The organism is Pseudomonas sp. G(2018), from assembly GCF_005502415.1.
GTDB lineage: Bacteria > Pseudomonadota > Gammaproteobacteria > Pseudomonadales > Pseudomonadaceae > Aquipseudomonas.
The window spans coordinates 1-20,004 of the sequence record NZ_SCOO01000029.1; the positions used below are offsets into that span (position 1 = coordinate 1).

The 20,004-nt window shown below is 57.0% G+C and carries 22 protein-coding genes and 2 pseudogenes; 10 read left to right on the forward strand and 14 right to left on the reverse strand.

The features are described 5' to 3' along the window. A pseudogene (locus FFS64_RS23050) lies at positions 1-111 on the reverse strand (NAD(P)H-hydrate dehydratase); the annotation flags it as partial. A gap of 219 nt (positions 112-330) precedes the next feature. Here FFS64_RS23050 and FFS64_RS23055 point away from each other — a divergent pair. Then, positions 331-939: a recombinase family protein gene (locus FFS64_RS23055; RefSeq protein WP_137807270.1), complete on the forward strand. Its 609-nt coding sequence runs from the start codon at positions 331-333 to the stop codon at positions 937-939. Between the two features lie 506 nt (positions 940-1,445). Here the strand turns inward: FFS64_RS23055 and FFS64_RS23060 are convergent. From FFS64_RS23060 to FFS64_RS23090, 7 genes and pseudogenes are all read right to left on the reverse strand, one after another. Continuing rightward, the gene (locus tag FFS64_RS23060) at positions 1,446-2,750 is read right to left on the reverse strand and encodes a site-specific integrase (protein ID WP_171017120.1); all 1,305 of its coding nucleotides are present in this window, start codon (positions 2,748-2,750) and stop codon (positions 1,446-1,448) included. Positions 2,751-3,126: 376 nt separating this feature from the next. After that, positions 3,127-3,556 (reverse strand): annotated as a pseudogene (locus FFS64_RS23065) (response regulator). 180 nt (positions 3,557-3,736) lie between these two features. Next, positions 3,737-5,065 carry a deoxyguanosinetriphosphate triphosphohydrolase gene (locus FFS64_RS23070; protein WP_137807272.1) on the reverse strand — a complete coding sequence of 443 codons (1,329 nt, stop codon included), beginning with the start codon at positions 5,063-5,065 and terminating at the stop codon, positions 3,737-3,739. A 424-nt stretch (positions 5,066-5,489) separates the two neighbouring features. Then, complete coding sequence (locus FFS64_RS23075; protein WP_137807273.1) at positions 5,490-6,653, reverse strand: EAL domain-containing protein; 1,164 nt, start codon at positions 6,651-6,653, stop codon at positions 5,490-5,492. A 123-nt stretch (positions 6,654-6,776) separates the two neighbouring features. Continuing rightward, positions 6,777-7,118 carry a hypothetical protein gene (locus FFS64_RS23080; RefSeq protein ID WP_137807274.1) on the reverse strand — a complete coding sequence of 114 codons (342 nt, stop codon included), beginning with the start codon at positions 7,116-7,118 and terminating at the stop codon, positions 6,777-6,779. Beyond that, positions 7,115-7,504: a phage holin family protein gene (locus FFS64_RS23085; protein WP_137807275.1), complete on the reverse strand. Its 390-nt coding sequence runs from the start codon at positions 7,502-7,504 to the stop codon at positions 7,115-7,117. The genes FFS64_RS23080 and FFS64_RS23085 overlap by 4 nt, the downstream gene beginning before the upstream one ends. A gap of 2 nt (positions 7,505-7,506) precedes the next feature. Beyond that, complete coding sequence (locus tag FFS64_RS23090; RefSeq protein WP_137807276.1) at positions 7,507-7,821, reverse strand: YqjD family protein; 315 nt, start codon at positions 7,819-7,821, stop codon at positions 7,507-7,509. A gap of 327 nt (positions 7,822-8,148) precedes the next feature. Between FFS64_RS23090 and FFS64_RS23095 the strand changes: the two genes are divergently transcribed. From FFS64_RS23095 to FFS64_RS23115, 5 genes are all read left to right on the forward strand, one after another. Then, positions 8,149-9,357 carry an ammonium transporter gene (locus tag FFS64_RS23095; RefSeq protein WP_137807277.1) on the forward strand — a complete coding sequence of 403 codons (1,209 nt, stop codon included), beginning with the start codon at positions 8,149-8,151 and terminating at the stop codon, positions 9,355-9,357. 108 nt (positions 9,358-9,465) lie between these two features. Continuing rightward, complete coding sequence (locus tag FFS64_RS23100) at positions 9,466-9,702, forward strand: glutaredoxin family protein (RefSeq protein ID WP_137807278.1); 237 nt, start codon at positions 9,466-9,468, stop codon at positions 9,700-9,702. A gap of 168 nt (positions 9,703-9,870) precedes the next feature. After that, entirely contained in the window at positions 9,871-10,188 is a 318-nt protein-coding gene (locus tag FFS64_RS23105; protein WP_137807279.1) for a transcriptional regulator, read from the forward strand. A gap of 72 nt (positions 10,189-10,260) precedes the next feature. Then, on the forward strand, positions 10,261-11,151 hold the full coding sequence (locus FFS64_RS23110; protein ID WP_137807280.1) for a pseudouridine synthase: 891 nt from the start codon (positions 10,261-10,263) through the stop codon (positions 11,149-11,151). A 162-nt stretch (positions 11,152-11,313) separates the two neighbouring features. Continuing rightward, on the forward strand, positions 11,314-11,595 hold the full coding sequence (locus FFS64_RS23115) for a hypothetical protein (RefSeq protein ID WP_137807281.1): 282 nt from the start codon (positions 11,314-11,316) through the stop codon (positions 11,593-11,595). A gap of 70 nt (positions 11,596-11,665) precedes the next feature. Here FFS64_RS23115 and FFS64_RS23120 read toward each other — a convergent pair whose 3' ends face one another. Both FFS64_RS23120 and mobA read right to left on the reverse strand, forming a co-directional pair. Further along, a complete protein-coding gene (locus FFS64_RS23120) occupies positions 11,666-11,887 on the reverse strand; it encodes a YgdI/YgdR family lipoprotein (RefSeq protein ID WP_137807282.1) in 222 nt (73 codons plus the stop codon). A gap of 78 nt (positions 11,888-11,965) precedes the next feature. Next, complete coding sequence (gene mobA, locus FFS64_RS23125) at positions 11,966-12,568, reverse strand: molybdenum cofactor guanylyltransferase MobA (RefSeq protein WP_137807283.1); 603 nt, start codon at positions 12,566-12,568, stop codon at positions 11,966-11,968. Positions 12,569-12,649: 81 nt separating this feature from the next. Between mobA and moaB the strand changes: the two genes are divergently transcribed. Both moaB and glp read left to right on the forward strand, forming a co-directional pair. After that, the gene (moaB, locus tag FFS64_RS23130) at positions 12,650-13,189 is read left to right on the forward strand and encodes a molybdenum cofactor biosynthesis protein B (protein WP_020796825.1); all 540 of its coding nucleotides are present in this window, start codon (positions 12,650-12,652) and stop codon (positions 13,187-13,189) included. Further along, the gene (gene glp / locus FFS64_RS23135) at positions 13,173-14,399 is read left to right on the forward strand and encodes a gephyrin-like molybdotransferase Glp (protein WP_137807284.1); all 1,227 of its coding nucleotides are present in this window, start codon (positions 13,173-13,175) and stop codon (positions 14,397-14,399) included. Before moaB ends, glp begins: the two co-directional genes overlap by 17 nt. A 61-nt stretch (positions 14,400-14,460) precedes the next feature. Here the strand turns inward: glp and FFS64_RS31340 are convergent, their stop codons facing one another. Beyond that, complete coding sequence (locus tag FFS64_RS31340) at positions 14,461-14,775, reverse strand: hypothetical protein (RefSeq protein WP_171017121.1); 315 nt, start codon at positions 14,773-14,775, stop codon at positions 14,461-14,463. Between the two features lie 227 nt (positions 14,776-15,002). On the opposite strand from FFS64_RS31340, the gene yegS reads away from it, so the two are divergent. Further along, on the forward strand, positions 15,003-15,920 hold the full coding sequence (gene yegS, locus FFS64_RS23145) for a lipid kinase YegS (protein WP_137807285.1): 918 nt from the start codon (positions 15,003-15,005) through the stop codon (positions 15,918-15,920). On the opposite strand, the gene FFS64_RS23150 is transcribed toward yegS, so the two are convergent. The 3 genes from FFS64_RS23150 to FFS64_RS23160 all read right to left on the reverse strand — a co-directional run bounded on the left by FFS64_RS23150 (position 15,904) and on the right by FFS64_RS23160 (position 18,429). Beyond that, a complete protein-coding gene (locus FFS64_RS23150; RefSeq protein WP_137807286.1) occupies positions 15,904-16,560 on the reverse strand; it encodes a response regulator transcription factor in 657 nt (218 codons plus the stop codon). The two genes, yegS and FFS64_RS23150, sit on opposite strands and share 17 nt — an antisense overlap. Then, positions 16,557-17,450: a sensor histidine kinase gene (locus FFS64_RS23155; protein WP_137807340.1), complete on the reverse strand. Its 894-nt coding sequence runs from the start codon at positions 17,448-17,450 to the stop codon at positions 16,557-16,559. Before FFS64_RS23155 ends, FFS64_RS23150 begins: the two co-directional genes overlap by 4 nt. Before the next feature lie 508 nt (positions 17,451-17,958). Further along, positions 17,959-18,429, reverse strand: coding sequence for a hypothetical protein (locus FFS64_RS23160; protein WP_137807287.1), 471 nt, complete (start codon positions 18,427-18,429; stop codon positions 17,959-17,961). 465 nt (positions 18,430-18,894) lie between these two features. On the opposite strand from FFS64_RS23160, the gene FFS64_RS23165 reads away from it, so the two are divergent. Next, the gene (locus FFS64_RS23165; protein ID WP_095196741.1) at positions 18,895-19,830 is read left to right on the forward strand and encodes a chemotaxis protein CheV; all 936 of its coding nucleotides are present in this window, start codon (positions 18,895-18,897) and stop codon (positions 19,828-19,830) included. Positions 19,831-20,004: the final 174 nt, after the last annotated feature.

Here is a 20,004-nt window from a genome sequence, read left to right on the forward strand (position 1 = left end):
GCTGCCAGCGCCCTTGAGCACCACGACAGCTGTATATTTTTTGCTCAAAGCACGCACCGCCGCAGGGCGATCAGCCTGAACCTCGGCAGTACTCATGCCCAGCAACCGCGCCGTCGACTCGATCGATCAGCGAATGAAATGTTTGTGCGCGACGCACGATGATTTGGGAGGGGGTGGCCTTTTTCCTGGGGCTTAACCTATACCGATTAGGGTATAGTACAACGAGTACCGCTTATCGGACAGTTTACCCTGTACCGAAATACTGCTTTCCATACCCTAACGAGTACTCATATATTGAATACACCCAAAACGGTATAGGAGAGAGCTGCCATGTTTATTCGCGCCTACTTGCGGGCCAGCACAGAGGATCAGGACGCTAGTCGTGCCCGCGATTCTCTCGAGCAGTTCGTCGCAGCACACGGTAAGGGAATTGCCAGCGAGTATCTGGAGAACGCCAGCGGAGCGACCGCTGAGCGGCCTGAGCTGCGTCGCCTGCTTAAGGATGCGCGCAAGGGTGACGTACTGCTTGTGGAGTCCATAGATCGCCTCACGCGCCTCTCTGTGGAGGACTGGCAGAAGCTCAAGAAGGTGATCGACAGCAAGGGGCTGTGCATCGTCGCGCTCGACCTGCCAACGAGCCACAAGGGCATGCAGGACGTCAAAGGTGATGAGTTCACCGGGCGGATGCTCAGCGCAATCAACTCGATGCTGGTGGAGATGATGGCCGCCATAGCGCGGAAGGATTACGAACAGCGTCGCGAGCGCCAGGCACAAGGCATTGCGAAGGCCAAGGCTGACGGGAAGTATCAGGGTCGACCAATTGACGAGGCGCTGCACAAGCGAATCAAGGAGTGCCGCGTCGCCGGGATGAGTTTACGAACTACTGCGACGACTGTCGGCTGCGCTCTCAGCACAGTACAGCGGGCGATGCGGCAATGATGGCCACGGAGGCATATAGCTATCAATCAGAAAACCCGCAGCAGCCGCTCTAGCTCGCTGGTTTCAGCGATTTAATGGGATTTAATGGGTTGTTGATAGACTTGGCGTTGAGGGCATTAACGACTGAAAGCATTGATTTAGAGCGGTTCTGGCACAGTCCTAATGGACTTAGGCCGTTTTTAATGCACCGTTTTGCATTCTGTCCGTAGAGCACATATACAGCCTGCACACTGCATATACAGCTGTACAATCCTGTACATTATTATTATTTACCCCTGAATATAGAGATAAGTATATTAAGCGTATTAAAAGGCTCTCCAGCCCTGTGCCTACAAGGCTCCCAGCCTAATCCACCGTGCTAAACCCACTCTATTACTTAATGGGTCTCGCCCTATTAAAATTTGTGCAGCGTTCTAAGAACTAATTCCTTAAGCCTTTTTAGCATATGTGCTCAGAACGGAGTTAAAAGTACCCCGGTCCTGGAAAGTGCCATCATTGGCAGCCCGTCAGCCCACCCCCGGACAGGCCAAAGTCCATAGTTTTTCGACGTAATCCGCCCAAGCCTGCATTGCCTCGCGGCGCTGATCCAGCAGCTGTGCTCTGGCGTATGTCGCCCCCAGTGCCCCCGGCATCCGGTGCCCCAAGCACAGCTCCAAGACGATCGGGTCAATCCCCAGTTCTTCGTGGCCCAAGCTGCGGAACGTAGATCTGAACCCGTGACTTGAAACGGCGCCGCGTTCGTACCCCAGGCCTTTGCGTATTCTCACCAGTAGCGTGTCGGCGGATATAGGTACGCCAAACTTCCCCGATGATGGAAAGACCCAGGTCGGCGGGTCCACGGCTTCGCTGGCGGCGGTCTTTCCGAAGGGCGCAGTGTTGGGCATCCCTTTCCTGTTTAACGCCTGGCTGTGCTCTTGTAGCGCACGCAATTGGGCGACAGCCTGGTTGGGCAGGGGGACGATGAGAGGTTGGTCGGTCTTGGGCACCACAAAGCGCCATTCGGCTTTGTCGAAGTCTACCTGCTCCCATTTCATGCCGGTCAGTTCGGCAGGGCGCACCGGGAGCAGCACCAGCAGCCACAGCGCACTGACTACCGGGTCGTTGTAGGCGACGTAGTTGTTCAGGCGGCGCAGGAACTCGGACAGGTCGCCTGGGGTTTCCAGTGCGGCGTGGTGCTTGGTCTTGTGCTTCTTCAGCAGTCCTTGACGCCCGACGGCGACGTTCTGGCTGACCAGTTCGTTGTCCATGGCGTGGCCGAGGATCGTGCGCAGCAGGGTCAACGAATAGCGGGCCATCGTGGGGGAGGTGGCCAGGCGCTCGAGTATCGTCCTGACGTGCCGGACTGTGATGTCGGTGACTGGAAGATCACTCAGGACAGGAAACAGGTGGTTTTTCAGCGCACCGCTGTAGCCGGCCAGGGTCTTGGGTTTGAGGTGCGAGTTGAGTTCAAGCCATTGCTCAGCGACCTTCTTGAAGGTATTCGATTCTTTGGCGCGTTGTGCTTCTCTCTCGGCAAGTTCCTTTGCTGCCTTCGCCTTCAGTGGATGAATTCCAGCGGCTACAGCGGTGCGCGCGTCTTGCGCCAGTTCACGCGCTTTGCTGATGGAGACGTCGGGGTACACGCCCAAGGCGAGCAATCCCTCTTTGCCATCCAGTGAGAACTTGAATCTCCATAGTTGGGAAGTGCTGCTAACTTGGAGAAATAGGCCTTTAATAGTTCCTTCGGAGTGTTTTCCAAGTTTCCCCTCCTTGATAATGAGTGCGATGTTCTCGTCACTGTCTGCTTTGCGTTTGGTTGGGGTGGTTGTCATGGGGTATCCGAAGGCGACGAAAGGGTGTGGATACCCCAAAAATACCCCGTTTTCTGGTGGTCGACAACGAAAAAAAGGGGTATGTTGATACGTAATGAAGTCGTAACACCCAATGAAATATGGTATTTTGTCGGTGATGGCTAAAATTTCAGGTGATAGGTGGACTTCATAATCAAATCCCATGCGAGCTGAAATAAAGGGCGCACCTTAGCTCAGATAGTTGATGGGACGTATGAACTGACGTACCTGTAGCAGCAATATAGGAATGTTCCTACAAACGAAGAGGAATAGGCTTACGCATCAACTAGGTTTTTTATAAGAAAGGGTGAAAGTTGTTTTTGTTTGGTTGGAATATTGGTGGGGTGGTTTTTGGGTTTTATTGTTGAAGTTGAACTTTGTTTGTTTGGCGGTTTTTCAACGGTGCTGAAGTCAATAGTTGTATGAATTCGGTTTGTTTCAATGGCTTGACCAGATAACCGAGCAGTGGAAGGTCATGAATGTTTGCCATGTTTTCAAGTCCATCCAGTTCAGCCTGTGTCAGGCTACTTAAAAGGATCGCTTGTTTGATCATGCCGCGACGACTGGCGAACCTGACCAGATCAATGCCGGAGATATCGGGCAGACATTGATCGCACAAAAGAATATCGAAAGGTTGCTCGGCACCCAGCATTTGATGCAAGGCGCCCTGGGCACAGTTGGTTGTGTGTCAACCGGGTGAAACCGTAACTCTCAAGCAGGTATTGAGTAGCCCTGAGCTGAAATGGATGATCTTCCACCAGCAATATGCGCAGATTGTCTTTGATCATATTATTCACGCTTCTTTTATTTGAGCAAAGTAGACGTGATTGTTTCGTGTCAATGCCAGGTAATCGATCAGTTCGCTCGACATTGTCTGTAGGGGGATTCAGCGGGTGTTGAATGCACTTGCTTTGACAGGGGGCTGACCGACCATCACGGGCGGTGTAATGGCCGGTCAACGGCACTCGTCAGTGACTTGAACGCCCCGTCATCTCCAGCGCCATGTCGCTGGCGTAGCTGTCCGTCATCCCGGCGATGAAGTCGATCATTCGCAGAAATGATGTGTGCAGCGGGGCATGGGGGTCAGGTGCATTATTTCCCAGCAGGTCGAGAACCCGTCGGCTCTTGAAGGAGGGCGTGCGACCGTTGTGTTGCTCGAGCGCTGCGCCACAGAAGGCGTTGAGCAAAATTTCCAATGTGGTGTAGGCGCCGATTTCGTGCAGGGTCTTGCGCTTGTCCTGGAAGATTTTTTTGCGTGCCATGTCTTTTGCATTCAGGACGCAACGTTTGGCCGGGCCGTGCATGTGTTCCACCAGATCGCCGGGCAGCGTACCGGCCAGCAATATGTCTTGCTGTTCGACAAAGGCGCGGGCTGCGGCATTGGTCAGGTGTTCAATGGCCTTGCCGCGCAGGATGGCCAGTTTGCGTCGTCGAGAATCTCCGGGGCCGAGTTGCCGATAGGTTTCCGGCAGATCGTCGCCTACCAGATCCAGCAACAGGGACTCGACTTCGGCATATTCCAACAGCGCCATTTCCAGACCGTCCTCGAGGTCGATCAGCGCGTAGCAGATGTCGTCGGCGGCCTCCATCAGGTACACCAACGGGTGGCGCGCCCAGCGCTGTTCTTCGAGTTGCGGCAGGCCGAGTTTCTGGGCGATCTGTTCCAGCAGCGGCAGTTCGCTCTGGTAGCAGCCGAACTTGTGTTTCTTGTACCCCAGCGAGTCGGCATGCTTGGCCGTCCACGGGTATTTCAGATAAGTGCCGAGAGTGGCGTAGGTCAGCCGTGTGCCACCATCAAACTGGTGATACTCCAGCTGGGTCAGTACCCGAAAGCCCTGGGCATTGCCTTCGAAGTTGAGGAAATCGTTGCGTTCGGCTTCGCTCATTGCGTCCAGCCAGCCACGGCCGGCGGCTTGCTGGAACCAGTGACGAATCGCATCTTCGCCAGAGTGACCGAAGGGAGGATTGCCGATGTCATGGGCCAGACAGGCCGATTGCACCACCATGCCCAGGTCGCTGGGTTCGCACCAGTCAGGCAGGGCGCCGCGGATGGTTTCACCGACGCGCATGCCCAGCGAACGGCCGACGCAACTGACTTCCAGTGAGTGGGTCAGCCGCGTGTGGATATGGTCGTTGCTGGAGACCGGATGCACCTGTGTCTTGCGCCCGAGACGACGAAACGCCCCCGAGAAAATGATGCGGTCATGGTCTTTGTGAAAAGGACTGCGGCCGAGTTCTTGCGGGCTGTGCAGAGGCTTTCCGAGACGTTCGCGAGTAAGCAGGGTGTGCCAATCCAAGGCGGGTTCTCTCCGTCGGGTGACTTGAGGCTCTAGCTTCCCGGTTCGCGCGAGGAGCTGCAAGGGGGGCAGGGGATTCTCTTTTGGGTACCACGTCTTGCTGGGGGGGCTCGGGGTTACTGATCTTGCCGGGACTAATCAATGTGGCAGCGAGCCTGCTCGCGAAGACGGTCTGAAAGCCGCCCTGATTTCACGGATGCATGACGTCCAATTGCAGGCGCGAGTTCGCTCGCGAAAAACGCCCAGGCAACGCGGTCATTCAGACAGGGCGCGTTATCGTTGACGTCCTTCGCGAGCAGGCTCGCTCCCAAAGGGGATTGGGTGCGACCGCGAAAGTCAGGTCGGCTATCAGGCCGCCACGCTTTGGTTTTGTTCCTGCAGGCTGTTCCAGGTAACCCGCCATCACCCAATCAACAGCACTACCCTAAAGCCCAACCGCATCGATATCGATCAACAGCAACCGTTCGCCATCGTCAAAAAACTGCCCGGCGGTGAGGCAGTACTGATTGCTTGTGGCATCGCGATACGTGTTGGAAAGGGTCAATCGCCGCTCATCCCAGCCCTCCGCCAGCAGCTGATAGAAGTACGGACGCCAGGACCAGTTGTGGCCCAGGTAACGATGGTCTGTGACCCAGCCGTTGTTGCGCCTTTCCAGGTTCGGTGTCAACTGCGTACCGTGACGGTCGCACTCATAGAAGCGTAAAAGCCACGGGAAGGCGTCCGGTTGAGGCAAGGCGCTGAGCGGAGCGCGAGCCTGGGCCCAGGCCTGCAGGATCGTCATCAGCTCACTGAGTTGCTGGCGCATGATCATCAGACGTCCGCGTTCGGCCAGTTTCTGCTGAACATAGCGGTGACGCAGTTGTGCGAAGCGCTCGACAAAGGCGTCGGTGACAAAGAAATCTTCTTGCGCCCCGGCGAACAGAAAGCCCTGCACGTAGCGTGAACCGCATTCCAGTGCAAAATTTAGCTGGGCATCGGTTTCCACGCCTTCGGCGATGATCCAGCAACCGCTCCTCTCTGCCATTTGCGCCAGAGCCTTGACCACATCGCTGCTGGGTCCGCCCAGCGCTGCGGCCTGGAATAAACGCATGTCGAGTTTGAGGATGTCCGGTTGCAGCGCCAGCACGCGATCGAGCTGGGAGTACCCGGCGCCGAAGTCATCGATGGCGATCCTGGCGCCGGCTGAGCGATAACGAGCCACCACCTGAGCCAGTCGTTGGATATCGCCACCCAGTTCGGTGATCTCGAAAACGATTCGCCGTGGGTCGACATCATGTCTGCTTATTTGCTTGAGGCTCGGCAGGGGTTGGTCCGGGCGCAAGCGATTGATCCATCGCGGAGAAATGTTCAGGCTGAGAAACCAGTCGGAGGGCGCCTCATGCAATCGGCTCAAGGCATTGTCGCGCAGCTGACGATCCAGGTGACGCAGGGCAATGGCATTGATTCGAGGGTCGGCGAACAGCGGCCCTACCGATGCCAATTGACCATCGGATTGACGCAATCGCCCCAGTGCCTCGACACCTGCGATACGCCCGGTGGCGGTATCGATGAACGGCTGAAAGCAGGCGAGCGGTTGCCCGTCGATCACAAAGCCTCCTTGTTGATCTTGTTTTTGGATAAAGCCTGCTGACCGGGTAGGCACGCAGGGTTGAACCCCTCGATAAAGAGGTTCATCCCGTGCTATTGCAAGAATGTAGCCAGAAATGACAGCTCAGTGCTTGCGCGAAGAGCCTTGCATCACCAGTTTGATCAGCGGCCCCAAGGTGGTACCGAGTTGGACCAGCCTGGTCAGGCTGCCGATGCCGCCGTTTTTTGCCCCTTTGCCTGTGATGAAACCCAGCAAAGTCACCGCCGCCACGCCCCAGAGTGGAGCGTGCTTGATACCGAGGCCGTCATGTAGGCTTTGCGTTATGCCGCGAACACGCTGCAAGGGTTGCAGCAGTTGCGAAGATTCGTGGCGGATTTCCTGGCGGTGCATTTCCATGCGCAGGCGGATCAGCGCCTTGCGCATTTCCGTGCGCGAACTGTTTCGAGGTAGTTCAGGCAGGTTCATGGCAACAAGCGCTCCCGGTCATTGGCCAGCTCTTCCAGAGTGCCGTGGAAGGGCGAGGACTCATCGAAAATCGCCGCTCTCAGGCGAATGCCGCAGAAGATTGCCGCGAGGGTGTAGAACACACAAAGGCCGATGATAGCCGCCAGGCGATAGGTGTCCCAAAACAGGATCAGCACCAATGTCGATAATCCCACCAGCAACAGCAGGGTGAACACCAGCGCCAGGCCAGCGAATAGCAACAGGCTGACGGTGCGGGCTTTCTGTTCCTGCAATTCGATGCCGAACAGTTCGACATGGCTGTGCAGTAATCCAAGTACGGCGGCACCCAGGCGTCGCGATGAGGAGCTTGCGCCCGTCGTTGACGAGCCGATTTCGTCGGTCGCCATGATCAGCGCCGGGTTGCCAGCAGGCCGATAAGAAAACCTATACCGGCAGCGATGCCGACCGATTGCCATGGATTGGCCTGGACATAGTCCTCGGTAGCGGTCACGGCAGCCTTGCCACGTTCGCGCAGGGAGTCCTCGGTCAGCTTCAAGGTTTCCCGTGCGCGCAGGAGACTGTCGTGAATCTGGTCGCGCAACTCATCGGCTTGGTCACCGGCCAGGGAAGCGGTGTGTTCCAGCAACCGTTCGGTGTCGCTGACCAGTGTCTGAAAATCGTTCATCAGGATTTCTTGAGCAGTCTTTGCCTTGGTACTGGCCATTGGTGATCTCCATAGGTGGCGTCTGAAACGTTCGAGTATGAGCCTTGTGCGAAGGTTCAGTACAAATGACTGGTACAACTTTTGCTGTGTCGTGGTGCGCCAGCCTGCGCCGATGCGCTGTTGCCGGGCATGATTTACCTGAAACCCTGACTCAAACAATCAAAGCCCCGAGCAACAGTCCCGGTCGTGATCGGTTTTGACGAATTTTGTGCGCCAAAGCGGTTCATCGATCGTGACGCTTTCGATCCGAGGCGTCACAACATGGTGCATGGATAGCCCGCGCGAACTGCTTTGGTGCCTTTTTCAGCCTTAAGGTCTGCCTAATCCATGGAAAATCTGCAAAGTGCTGTGGACAGTCTGGTCCATAGCTCCAACACGTTGTTCATTCTGATCGGTGCGGTCATGGTTTTGGCCATGCATGCCGGTTTTGCCTTTCTTGAAGTCGGTACGGTCAGGCAAAAAAACCAGGTCAATGCGCTGTCGAAAATTCTCAGCGACTTCGCCGTTTCGACCCTGGCCTACTTCTTTATAGGCTATTGGATTTCCTACGGGGTCACTTTCATGCAACCGGCGGCGGTGATCAATGCAGATCACGGTTACGGGTTGGTGAAGTTTTTCTTTTTGCTGACCTTTGCCGCGGCGATTCCGGCGATCATATCCGGCGGCATCGCCGAGCGTGCGCGATTCGTTCCGCAATTGTGCGCGACGGCACTGATCGTGGCGTTTATCTACCCCTTCTTCGAAGGCATGATCTGGAACGGCAACCTGGGTTTGCAAGCCTGGTTGCTGGAACGCTTCGGTGCCGGGTTCCATGATTTTGCCGGCTCGGTGGTGGTCCACGCCATGGGCGGTTGGCTGGCGCTGGCGGCAGTGTTGCTGCTCGGGCCGCGCAATGGTCGCTATCGCGAAGGTCGCCTGGTGGCGTTCGCGCCGTCGAGCATTCCGTTTCTGGCGCTGGGTTCGTGGATCCTGATCGTCGGCTGGTTCGGCTTCAACGTGATGAGCGCGCAAACCCTGCAAGGGGTCAGCGGGCTGGTGGCGGTGAACTCGCTGATGGCCATGGTCGGTGGTACGGTGGCGGCCCTGATTGTCGGTCGCAATGACCCGGGCTTTCTGCACAACGGCCCGCTGGCCGGGCTGGTGGCGATCTGTGCCGGCTCTGATCTGATGCACCCTGTGGGCGCGCTGGTGACGGGGGCGATCGCAGGGGCGCTGTTTGTCTGGTGTTTTACCGCCGCCCAGGTCAAATGGCGCATCGACGATGTGCTGGGTGTCTGGCCGTTGCACGGTCTGTGTGGTGTTTGGGGCGGAATTGCCTGCGGCATCTTCGGGCAGGGCGCACTGGGCGGGCTGGGCGGGGTGAGCCTGGTCAGCCAGTTGATCGGCACGGCGCTGGGGGTGGTCGTGGCATTGGTCGGCGGCTTTGCGGTGTACGGCGCGATCAAGGCGTTCCACGGTCTGCGTCTGAGCCAGGAAGAGGAGTATTACGGAGCGGACTTGTCGGTACACAAGATCGGTGCTGTCAGCCAGGACTGAGTCGGGTCTGTCGTCGATTAATCATTGGCGATCCTGGCGCCCCCGGACGCTCGACGGTTTTTCGGAGCGGGCCTAGAATAGTCACTCAAATTTTGTGGTTGAGCGCTCATGCTTCCTGAATGTCAGCTGTTCGGCACCTTGGGGTGCCATCTCTGTGAAGTCGCCGAAGCCATGCTGATGGAATTTGTCGAGCGCGGTCTGCTGGTGGAACTGGTGGATATCGCTGACGACGAAACATGGTTCAAGTCTTACAGCCTGCGCATTCCGGTGTTGCGTCGGGTCGATACGGGGGCTGAGCTGGGTTGGCCCTTTGGGCCCGACGAGGTTGTGGCTTTCCTGCGTTAACGGGTTTTGGTGAGGGCGGGGTTCCGCCGGTCGAACTTTGCGATTGATCCCCTTGGCTTAAATGCGGTGATTCAGATACTGTATGCGCATACAGTTATTCGGATTGCTGCGCTGCCGTCCCTGATTCATGGGTTGGGCAGGCGGGTCCGGGCGTGAGAGGGATGAATCGTGGTCAATGTCGAACAATTGAAGAGCAGCGTGAACCGGATGTCGGTTGATGTGGTACGCGAGGCTGTCCTCGAATTGCGTCTGGATGGGTTGGTAACGGAAGGGAAAACGCCTTTCAACAAGCTGCATTTCAACACCTGTTTCGCTGAAATCGAAGCCTTGTTCCAGCGTGCGGGCTATCACCGGCAACTGGACGTCGTGGGCTATCAGGGCTTGTTGTATGCGCTGTATGACCCGGGTCGCTGGGAGGCGGTCGATGTTTTGCGCTGGCTCAAGGAGTATACCGAGGCGGCGGCGCGTACACCGATACCGGCCTGAGGATTCTCCGCTAGGTTCGTTCACGGTGCTGTTGGATAATGCTGCTCTGTATTGAGGGTTCGAGCTTTTCGTATGTCCAGTTCATCTTTTTCCGCTGCACATAACCAGGCCAGTACGCTCTACTTGCCGCCTGGCTCGTGGCAGACCGTTTTCGATTGCTTGTGCGAACACTTCAGCACCATAGGCCCGGAACAATGGTTGGACCGAATCGCCCGGGGCCGTGTCCTTGACGGGCAAGGTGTGCCGATCGCCCTTGATCTGCCTTATAAGGAAGGCCTGCGTATTCACTATTTCCGGGAGGTGCCGGACGAAAAGCCGATCCCGGTGGTCGAGTCGATCCTGTACGCGGACGAGCATCTGGTGGTGGCGGACAAGCCGCATTTTCTCCCCGTGACACCGGCGGGTGAATACGTCGAACAGACCTTGCTGAGACGGCTGATCCGGCGTCTGGACAATCCGTACCTGGTGCCCTTGCATCGCATTGACCGGCATACGGCGGGATTGGTGTTGTTTTCAGCCAGCCCCCAGAGTCGCTCGGCGTATCAGTCGCTGTTCCCGTTGCGGCAGATCGAGAAGCGCTACGAGGCCATTGCCCATGCGTTGCCCGAACACTCGTTCCCGTTGGTCCATAAAAGCCGACTCGTCGATGGCGAGCCTTTCTTCCGCATGCAGGAAGGGCCGGGCACCCCTAATACCGAAACGGCTGTCGAGGTCAGGGAGAAGAATGGTGATCTCTGGCGTTATGGGCTTTACCCGGTAACCGGCAAGAAACATCAGCTGCGAGTACACATGGCCGCGCTGGGCGCGAGCATCTGCAACGACCCGTTTTATCCTCGGGTACTCAAGGATGTGGAAGATGACTACGCCAATCCATTGAAGTTGTTGGCCCAAGAACTGAAGTTTGTCGATCCGGTAACGGGACAGGAACGGGAATTCGAGAGCGCGATTACCCTGCAATGGTGATCGAGAGGGTTAGCGTCCCATTCAGTGCATGGTGGGGAAAATCGAATTTATGGCCAGGTTTGCAGTCATTTGAACAGGCCCCACCAACGTGGCGTTCAAAGACCTCGGTACAGCAGTCAGATCGTTCGGCGGCTCCGAGACCTTCCATGCAAGGAGATACCCATGAAACGTACCGTTTTCGCTGGAATGTTCATTTGCGCTGCAATGTTGGCCTCTCCGGTATTTGCTGCAGGGGAACACGACCTTTGCACGATCAAGCTTCAGGAACTCAGAGACAAGGTGACGACCCTGCCGGCGACGTCCGAAAACACCACAATGGAAGTCAAGCGGATGCAGGCCAGCGCGGAAGCGGCCAGCGCTGCGAACGACGATAAAAAATGTATTACCGAAGCCACGCAAGCATTGACGCGCGTGGACAAGCTTGCGAAAGAGCCGAGCCCGTAAGTGACGGTGTCAGATATGCAAATGCCCCGACAAGTCGGGGCATTTTTGTATCCGGTAGTCGCCGCGAAGATTACAACTCTTTTACGGTGCGAACCTGATCTTTGTTGATGCGGGTCTGTTTGCCATCCAGTTGCTCGAATTCGTAAAAGCCCGAATCCTTGTCATAGTTTGGCGTGTCGACGGCCTGGATTTCGCGACCGTCATTCAAGGTGATCACTGTAGGCGATGCGCAACCGGCGAGGGCAGCAAGGCCCAGTGCGAGCATGAAAGTGGCCAGGGTCCGTTGAGTCATGGGTGTGTCTCCGAAATTGAATTCTTTTGGTTGCTGAGCTTCAGACGTGTACGACACGTGCAAGTTCCTCGGGTACTGTCAGTCTGACACAGTGTTATGCGTGCTTAACAGTTCCGGGGTGTTGAGGTTGGCCAGGCGCGGATCGTTGTCAGGACACTGTAGCGCAGTAGCGCCCAGCTTGCGCATGAGTCGCCCGGGACTGCGCTCACCGTCGCTCCAGGCACGTTCGAAATCACTGCGAAGTGCCACGGGGATCACGCACAGCAACGGTTCCCAATGGTCGTCATGGCGCAGCATCAACGGTTTGTCAGGGTGTTGGCTGGCGGTTTCGCGCATGCTGGCGAGCAGGGCCTCATCGATGCGCGGTACATCGCAAGGCAGGACCAACAGATGCGTATGACGAGCTGCTTTTAGGCCCGCACGAATGCCCGCCAGTGGCCCCGGAAAATCGCCTTCGTCGTCATGAACCAGTTGATCGGCATAAGGCGCATACTTTTCCGGATTGCGGTTGCAGGAGATGATCAGGTCATCGCTCAGCGGGCGCGCCTTGCGATGCAAATGTGCAATCAGCGGCTCGCCATGCCACTCCAGCAACCCTTTATCCTGACCGCCCATACGTTGGCCGCGTCCACCGGCCAGGAGGAGAATGGAGCAGGGCGGCAAAACCGATTTCGAGGTCATGGCAGTTCTCCATGGGGGCGGCGAGAAAATGGGGCGCTGTGATATAACACCGGGCTGTTTCTCCTACAACTGGACGAGCCTATGAAAGCCAAGGCTGATGTACCTTTCGCACCCCTCAACATCGCGGTGCTGACAGTCAGCGACACCCGTACCCTGGAAACCGATACCTCAGGCCAGGTCTTCGTCGACCGCTTGACGGCTGCCGGCCATAACCTGGCTTGCCGGGTATTGCTCAAAGATGACCTCTACAAAATTCGCGCGCAAGTTGCCAACTGGATTGCCGACGATGTCGTACAGGTGGTGTTGATCACCGGCGGCACCGGTTTCACCGGGCGTGATAGCACACCGGAAGCGGTGAGTTGCCTGCTCGACAAGCAAGTCGATGGATTTGGTGAGCTGTTCCGGCAGATTTCGGTGGCGGACATCGGTACATCGACCGTGCAATCACGCGCTTTGGCGGGGCTGGCGAACGGCACGCTGGTCTGCTGCTTGCCGGGTTCGACCAATGCCGTACGCACCGGTTGGGACGGCATTCTTGGCGAGCAGCTGGATTCGCGGCATCGCCCCTGCAATTTCGTGACTCATCTGAAACAGGCGGCTCCCTGTGAATCCCGCGGGTAAGCCGGGCAAGACCAGCAGCCTGATGCCGGTCGATGTGGCGTTGGCACGTCTGCTGGAAATGGCGGACGCCTCCAGAGTTGTCGAACGTGAGCGTTTGCCGTTGGCGCAGGTCCAGGGGCGTGTACTGGCAGATGATCTGGTGTCGACGCTGGATCTGCCACCGTGGCCCAACAGTGCCATGGACGGTTACGCCCTGCGGATGGCTGACTGGACCGCAGAGCCCTTGGTCGTCAGCCAGAAGATTTTTGCCGGTCAGGCACCTGACGCCTTGACGCCGGGCAGCTGTGCACGAATCTTCACCGGGGCGCCTGTTCCCGCTGGAGCCGATTGTGTCGAGATGCAGGAAAACGCCGAAGTCCAGGTGGATGGGCGAGTGCGTTTCACCCAAACCCTGACCCTTGGGCAAAACATTCGTCCACAAGGCCAGGAAACCACTGTCGGCGAACTGGTTTTGCCGGCAGGTACGCGTTTTGGGCCGATCGAGCAAGGTCTGGCTGCCACACTCGGTTGCGCGGAGCTGGACGTGGTACGCAAGGTACGCGTTGCGGTGCTGTCGACCGGGGACGAGTTGATTGAGCCAGGGCAGGCGCTTGGGCCAGGGCAGATCTATAACAGCAATCGTGTTTTGCTCTGCAGCTGGTTGCAGCGTTTGGGCTGTGAAGTGATCGACGCCGGCATTCTTCCAGATGATCTGGCCACCACCCGTGCGCGACTTGGCGAACTGAAGGATGTGGATCTGATCCTCTCTACTGGTGGCGTATCGGTCGGTGAAGCTGATTTTCTGGGCACCGCCTTGCGTGAAGAGGGGGAGCTGAGTCTGTGGAAGCTCGCCATCAAACCAGGAAAGCCTCTGACATTCGGGCATTTTCGCGGTGTACCGGTCATTGGCTTGCCCGGCAATCCAGCATCGACCCTGGTGACCTTTGCCTTGTTGGCCAGGCCTTATCTTTTGCGTCGTCAGGGTGTCAAAAAAGTCGAGCCGCTGAAGGTGCAAGTGCCAGCAGGGTTTGATTGGCCCACGGCCGGTAACCGACGTGAATACTTGCGCGGTCGCCTGGAAAACGGCCGGGCCATTATTTACAAAAATCAGAGTTCCGGTGTGTTACGCAGTGCCGCCTGGGCCGATGGATTGGTTGAAGTGCTGGAAAATCACACGCTGGTTGCCGGTGACTCCGTTCATTTCATTCCGCTGAGTGAAGTGCTGGGCTGACCGTTGTCTGTCTTGCCACGCAAACCCGGTTGATCTGACCGGGTTCAGCGTGCAGAACGGTTCAATGAGCCAGGAGCAGTGTCACGAGTTGGTCGAAACGGCTATTGGCGATCCAGCCGAGCAGGCCGAGTACCACAATCGTGCCGCCTGCGGAATAGGCAAGCCGGTGTTTGATGGCACTGACGTCACTGCGAGCTTCTTCCATATCCCTGCGGATGCACTTGAGGTGTTTCTCCAGTTCAACGACACGGAGTTCCATATCGACTTCTCCATTGGGTTTTTCGCTGATATTGAATTCAGTCTTCTGATGATTGGCCGGTTTTTCTGCGGGTGATCCGCCCGGAATCACTGGCCGCCTGAGGTCGTGGCGTTGCATGGCACATCCCTGTGATTGTCCTGCTGATGACTGAAAAATCTGGACACCAAAGTGGACCAATCACACTTAACGGTCAATTGAGCCGATTCCTCACGTTTTGTAAGAAAAATCCCGTTGTTTAGGAATCAAGGCTGCTCCACAGCAAAAAAATCAAATTCTTGCGACTTTTAGGGGGCATGGCGCGGTCAACATTTCCCATACGCCATTCAAATTTGGAGTGACAACACATGAGCGAACGCAAGGCGCTGTTGATTCTGCATGGCAAGCAGGCGCTCAACGAAGAGGTTCGTGCTGCCGTCGAAGGTCGGCGCGAGCAAGGCTGGGAGCTGGCCGTTCGGTTGACATGGGAGGCTGGCGACGCACAGCGATTGGTGGCTGAAGCGCTGGCGGCAGGCTACACGCAGATCATTGCCGGTGGCGGTGACGGCACCTTGCGCGATATTGCCGAAGCCATGGCAGCGCACCCGAAACAGGCCAGTCTGGTGTTGATGCCGCTGGGGACCGCCAACGATTTCGCGCGCGCAGCCGGTGTTCCTCTGGAACCCGCCCCGGCGCTGGATTTATTGGACGTAAAGCCGAGCGCCATTGATTTGGGGGAGGTTGGCGGGCAAGTGTTCCTGAACATGGCTACGGGCGGCTTCGGCAGCCAGGTCACGGCCAATACCTCCGAGGAGCTGAAAAAAGTCCTCGGCGGCGCAGCTTATCTGTTCACTGGCTTGTCACGCTTCAGCGAGTTGCATGCGGCCTACGGCGAATTGCAGGGACCGGATTTTCACTGGAGTGGCGATGTGTTGGCCCTGGGGATCGGTAATGGCCGGCAGGCAGGTGGCGGCCACGTGTTATGCCCGCAGGCACTGGCTGACGACGGTTTGCTCGATATCAGCATTTTGCCGGCCCCGCAGGAAGTGGTCGGCACCTTGAAGAATCTGCTGACCGATGGCTTCGGCATCGACAACATGTTCGTACGGGCCCGCTTGCCATGGGTCGAGATCAAGGCATCCGAAGGTCTCTATATCAACCTTGATGGCGAACCGCTGGAGGGTGACAGCCTGCGGTTCTCGGCGCGGCCGGCGGCACTGCGTGTGCATTTGCCTGAAGGTTCGCCGCTGTTGAGTGCGACGGAATCTGTCAATCGTCCAGACTGATGATCTGCTCACGCACGGCAAACAACACCAGGCCGGCCACATCATAGATCTGCAATCGCTTCATGATCTGCGAACGATGGGTTTCGACCGTCTTGACGCTCAGGCCCAGGCCGTTGGCGATTTCCCGGGTGGACTTTCCGCGAACAATCAGCCGCAGGATTTCCAGCTGACGGGCCGTCAGGTTGTGCGAGTCCGCGGGGTCGGGGGATTTCTGGTTACGGGTCAGCGCCTGAGTGATGACGGTATGGGCAATGGCCGGGCTCAGATAGCGCTCGTTGTTACGCAAGGCTTCCAGGGCATGTGCCAGTTCGGTCGCCGTGGTGTCCTTGAGCAGATAGCCATGAGCCCCGGATTCCAGCGCCTGCATGATGAGGGCCGGGTCGGTGTGCATCGACAGGATCAGTACCTTGCTCTGCGGGCGGACCCGCTTGAGTTGCTGCAAGGCTTCAAGGCCACCGGTCTGCTTCATGGAAATATCCAGCAGTACGATATCCGGGGACAGATGCTCGACCATGGCGAGCAACTGCGAGCCGTCATTGGCCTCGCCGATCACTGCGTAGCCAGGAAGGTCCAGCACCAGGGCGCGCACGCCAGCCCTGATCAGCGAGTGGTCATCCACCAGAAGTAAGTTACAAGTCAATGCATAACCTTATTCGTACTGGCCCGTTCGAGCGCGCGAGGCGCCCAGGGGAAGAGAGCTTCGATTAGAGTGCCTTTGCCCGGTTCGCTGGTCACGGTCAGTGTGCCGCCCAGCTGATTGATTCGCTCGGACATCCCGGCCATGCCGCGTTGTCCCTCGCGACCCGGGTCCGTGGCGGGCGCAAAACCCTGGCCATCGTCACTGATCGATAGTGACAGGCCCTGTGGCAAACGCTGCAGGCAGACCAGCAGATTCTTTGCCTGGGCGTGCCGCAGTATGTTGGTGACTGCTTCCTGGGTGATGCGATAGGCCGCCACGGCCATTTCTTCCGGAATCCCGGTCAGGCGTTGGTGGCACTCCAGGCTCCAGTGTACGGAGGTATTTGCCAGCGTCTTGATCAGGTGCGCGCGCAGGCTGGCTTCCAGCCCGAGGCTGGTCAACTGCCGGGGATTGAGGATGGCCGATACGTCGCGGACTTTGGCGAGGGTTTCTTCCAGGGTGTCGCACAATACAGAACATTGCGCCTGAAGTTCTTCCGGCATTCGACGCTTGAGCCAGTCACTTTGAAGTTTGGCGGCAGTCAGCAACTGGCCGATGTCGTCATGCAGTTCCCGACTGAGCCGATGGCGTTCGTTTTCCTGGACCTCGAGCAAGCGATCGGCCAGTTCCTGCGGTTGAAACTTGATCGATTTGCGCGACAAGCGATATTGCACCCAGACACAGCTCAGGGCCGCAATGTTGAGCAGCAGTAGACCGAGCGGCAGGCGAATGGAAAAGCAATAGGTCAGCAGGCTGCCGAGCGTGGAACCGGCACACAACAAAAGCGTGAACCGACGTGCGTTTTCTCGGGAAGGTGGCCACGTGGCGATTGACTTGAGGCTGGCGTACATAGCGGATGGAGCCAATGGATGTTCGTTGCGGGCAGACCGGTCATGCTGGCTGACAGGTCTCTGTTTTGTAATGTTGTACATCGACTTCGGCGGCGGATGGTTTTTGTATAAGAAATTCAGCCTGAAACTTGTTCGGGCTGTCGCCTCGGCAATCATCTTGCCATTAATTGACGTCAACTAATGGGCGGCATAATACCACTTAAGATACCGTTGGTCGCGTTTGCGATATATGTCCAGGGAGTCAGGATGCAGGGCATTCCGGCGTGAGTTCCACAGTGGGGGAAGTGTGGTTGTCATTGTCGGAGAAAGGTCGAATGTCCAAGGGTTTTTGTCGTTTAGTGCCAGGCAAAACCCTAGGTAACTCAGGCAGTCAATTGCCTGAGGAAATAGTTTGATTATTTGAAGTTGTCGTTAGTGGATATGCTGTATTCAATTGCGACATGAGCACCTTCAAGTTTATTGCTAAACCTGGCAATAAAATAGGGTGCGCGGCATGGGTTCCATGAGTCTAGGCCTGCCGTTCCAGGTAGGGAACGAGCGAGAACGGTTTGGAATTGACCGGGGGTTGAAAATGACTCTGGCCAACCTGAAAGGCAAACGCTTCGATCAGGGTCGTCTGCTCGGTTTCATCGAGACTGAGTTGGCCTGTGTTCTGGTCGATCAGTTCAAGTTGCCAGGCGATCAGTGTCAGGCAGTCTTTCAGCGCACTCAGGGCTTCATCATGCAGTTCCATGTGATTCTGCGCGTGGTTGAGCAAGCCATGAATGTGCAGCGAAAACTCCGAAACGGCCGCCAGTGCAAGGGCATCCGCTTTGCTGGCCAGCTTGAGGAGGGTGCTGAGCATGCAGTCGATGGCGTCCTTGTCATTGCTGATCAATTGCAGATGACTCAGGCACTCTTCGGTCTTGGCCAGGAGTGATTCGGCTTCGACGAGAAATTCCGGGACCCGCTTTGCCCACTCTTTACGATTGTTCGACATGCTTATCTCCACAACGTCATGACTAATGAGGGGATGTCGTGTGTGTCGACGAGGACGATGGGCGTCCCGACGTAAACGTTTCGTGGTGAGATCGCGTTCCGCCCGGCTTGAATCAAGGCTGGGGAACTACTTGAGAGGGTGGATGGCCACTGACCTGCGATCGCACACAAAAGCCTGACTCCATTCATGCAATGAGAATGGCGTCACATTAATGGCTATCGGATATCGCGAATATCAGGTTGTGCCTGATTGTTGCTAGGGGAATCCCTTATGCAGCGGAACCTCTTGCGCAAACAATGGTCGCGCCGAAGAGAATGTAGCAGATGAAATCACAGCGCCAGTAAAGCATGATGTTAATGTGACATCAATGTTTGAGCGAGGCATTTTGCAAGGGGTCAAGGTCTGGCAAATACAGCCGATAACCCTCTATTAGTGAATTCATCAGTACAAGCCCAGGAGTCATTGATGGCTGGCATTCTCGATACGGTAGACCAACGTACGCAACTGGTGGGTGAGAATCGCCTGGAAATTCTCATGTTCCGGCTCGCCGGGCGGCAATTGTTCGCAATCAACGTGTTCAAAGTGCAGGAAGTCCTGCAACTGCCAAAACTGACCCTGATGCCGCAGCGTCATCCGTTCGTTTGCGGTGTGGTCAACCTGCGTGGCCAGACCCTGCCGGTGATCGACCTGTCCCAGGCGATCGGCATGCGTCCGCTGGTGCCGGGTCCGAACAGTACGATCATCGTCACCGAGTACAACCGTTCCGTGCAGGCGTTCCTGGTCGGTGGTGTGGACCGGATCGTCAACATGAACTGGGAAGCGATTCTGCCACCGCCGACCAGCGCCGGTCGCCAGCACTACTTGACTGCCATCAGCAAGGTCGACGATCAGTTGGTGGAAATCATCGACGTGGAAAAAGTCCTGGCTGAAATCGTTCCTTACAACGCCAAGGTGTCCCGCGACAAACTCAACGACCCGGTGCTCGAGCGTGCCCGCGGTCGTGAAGTGCTGTTGGTGGATGACTCCAATGTGGCATTGGCGCAGTTGCGTGACACCCTGGGTCAGTTGGGGGTGAAAATGCACATTGCCAGTGATGGTCTGAAGGCACTGAACATGCTCAAGGCTTGGGCCGACACCGGCGTTAACATGACCGACAAGCTGTTGATGGTGTTCACCGACGCGGAAATGCCGGAGATGGATGGCTATCGCCTGACCACGGAAATCCGCAACGACCCGCGTCTACGTAGCTTGTATGTGGTACTGCATACCTCCTTGTCCGGCAGTTTCAACGATTCGATGGTCAAGAAGGTCGGCTGCGACAACTTCCTCTCCAAGTTCCAGCCGGACAAACTGGTCGACGTGGTGCGCCAGCGGTTGATGCTGGACGAAGTGCCTGCCTGAACTTTTCTGTTACCTATGTGGTTGATCCCTTCACTCGCCCCGGCGTCCGGCCCCTCGCTGGGGCTCGGCGTTCCTTCGCTCCGGCATTCATCCGGGGGCATTGCCCTCCGGTTGGCTTCGCTGCACCTACATGCAATGGGTTCGACTGCGTCGAACGGCGCTGCGCGCCCATCC

Excerpts from the sequence above, each read along its gene's own strand:
- FFS64_RS23055 (WP_137807270.1), top strand. The coding sequence starts at position 331 with ATGTTTATTCGCGCCTACTTGCGGGCCAGCACAGAGGATCAGGACGCT.
- FFS64_RS23060 (WP_171017120.1), bottom strand. The coding sequence starts at position 2,750 with ATGACAACCACCCCAACCAAACGCAAAGCAGACAGTGACGAGAACATC.
- FFS64_RS23080 (WP_137807274.1), bottom strand. The coding sequence starts at position 7,118 with ATGAACCTGCCTGAACTACCTCGAAACAGTTCGCGCACGGAAATGCGC.
- FFS64_RS23085 (WP_137807275.1), bottom strand. The coding sequence starts at position 7,504 with ATGGCGACCGACGAAATCGGCTCGTCAACGACGGGCGCAAGCTCCTCA.
- FFS64_RS23090 (WP_137807276.1), bottom strand. The coding sequence starts at position 7,821 with ATGGCCAGTACCAAGGCAAAGACTGCTCAAGAAATCCTGATGAACGAT.
- FFS64_RS23095 (WP_137807277.1), top strand. The coding sequence starts at position 8,149 with ATGGAAAATCTGCAAAGTGCTGTGGACAGTCTGGTCCATAGCTCCAAC.
- FFS64_RS23100 (WP_137807278.1), top strand. The coding sequence starts at position 9,466 with ATGCTTCCTGAATGTCAGCTGTTCGGCACCTTGGGGTGCCATCTCTGT.
- FFS64_RS23110 (WP_137807280.1), top strand. The coding sequence starts at position 10,261 with ATGTCCAGTTCATCTTTTTCCGCTGCACATAACCAGGCCAGTACGCTC.
- FFS64_RS23115 (WP_137807281.1), top strand. The coding sequence starts at position 11,314 with ATGAAACGTACCGTTTTCGCTGGAATGTTCATTTGCGCTGCAATGTTG.
- FFS64_RS23120 (WP_137807282.1), bottom strand. The coding sequence starts at position 11,887 with ATGACTCAACGGACCCTGGCCACTTTCATGCTCGCACTGGGCCTTGCT.
- mobA (WP_137807283.1), bottom strand. The coding sequence starts at position 12,568 with ATGACCTCGAAATCGGTTTTGCCGCCCTGCTCCATTCTCCTCCTGGCC.
- moaB (WP_020796825.1), top strand. The coding sequence starts at position 12,650 with ATGAAAGCCAAGGCTGATGTACCTTTCGCACCCCTCAACATCGCGGTG.
- FFS64_RS31340 (WP_171017121.1), bottom strand. The coding sequence starts at position 14,775 with ATGCAACGCCACGACCTCAGGCGGCCAGTGATTCCGGGCGGATCACCC.
- yegS (WP_137807285.1), top strand. The coding sequence starts at position 15,003 with ATGAGCGAACGCAAGGCGCTGTTGATTCTGCATGGCAAGCAGGCGCTC.
- FFS64_RS23155 (WP_137807340.1), bottom strand. The coding sequence starts at position 17,450 with ATGTACGCCAGCCTCAAGTCAATCGCCACGTGGCCACCTTCCCGAGAA.
- FFS64_RS23160 (WP_137807287.1), bottom strand. The coding sequence starts at position 18,429 with ATGTCGAACAATCGTAAAGAGTGGGCAAAGCGGGTCCCGGAATTTCTC.
- FFS64_RS23165 (WP_095196741.1), top strand. The coding sequence starts at position 18,895 with ATGGCTGGCATTCTCGATACGGTAGACCAACGTACGCAACTGGTGGGT.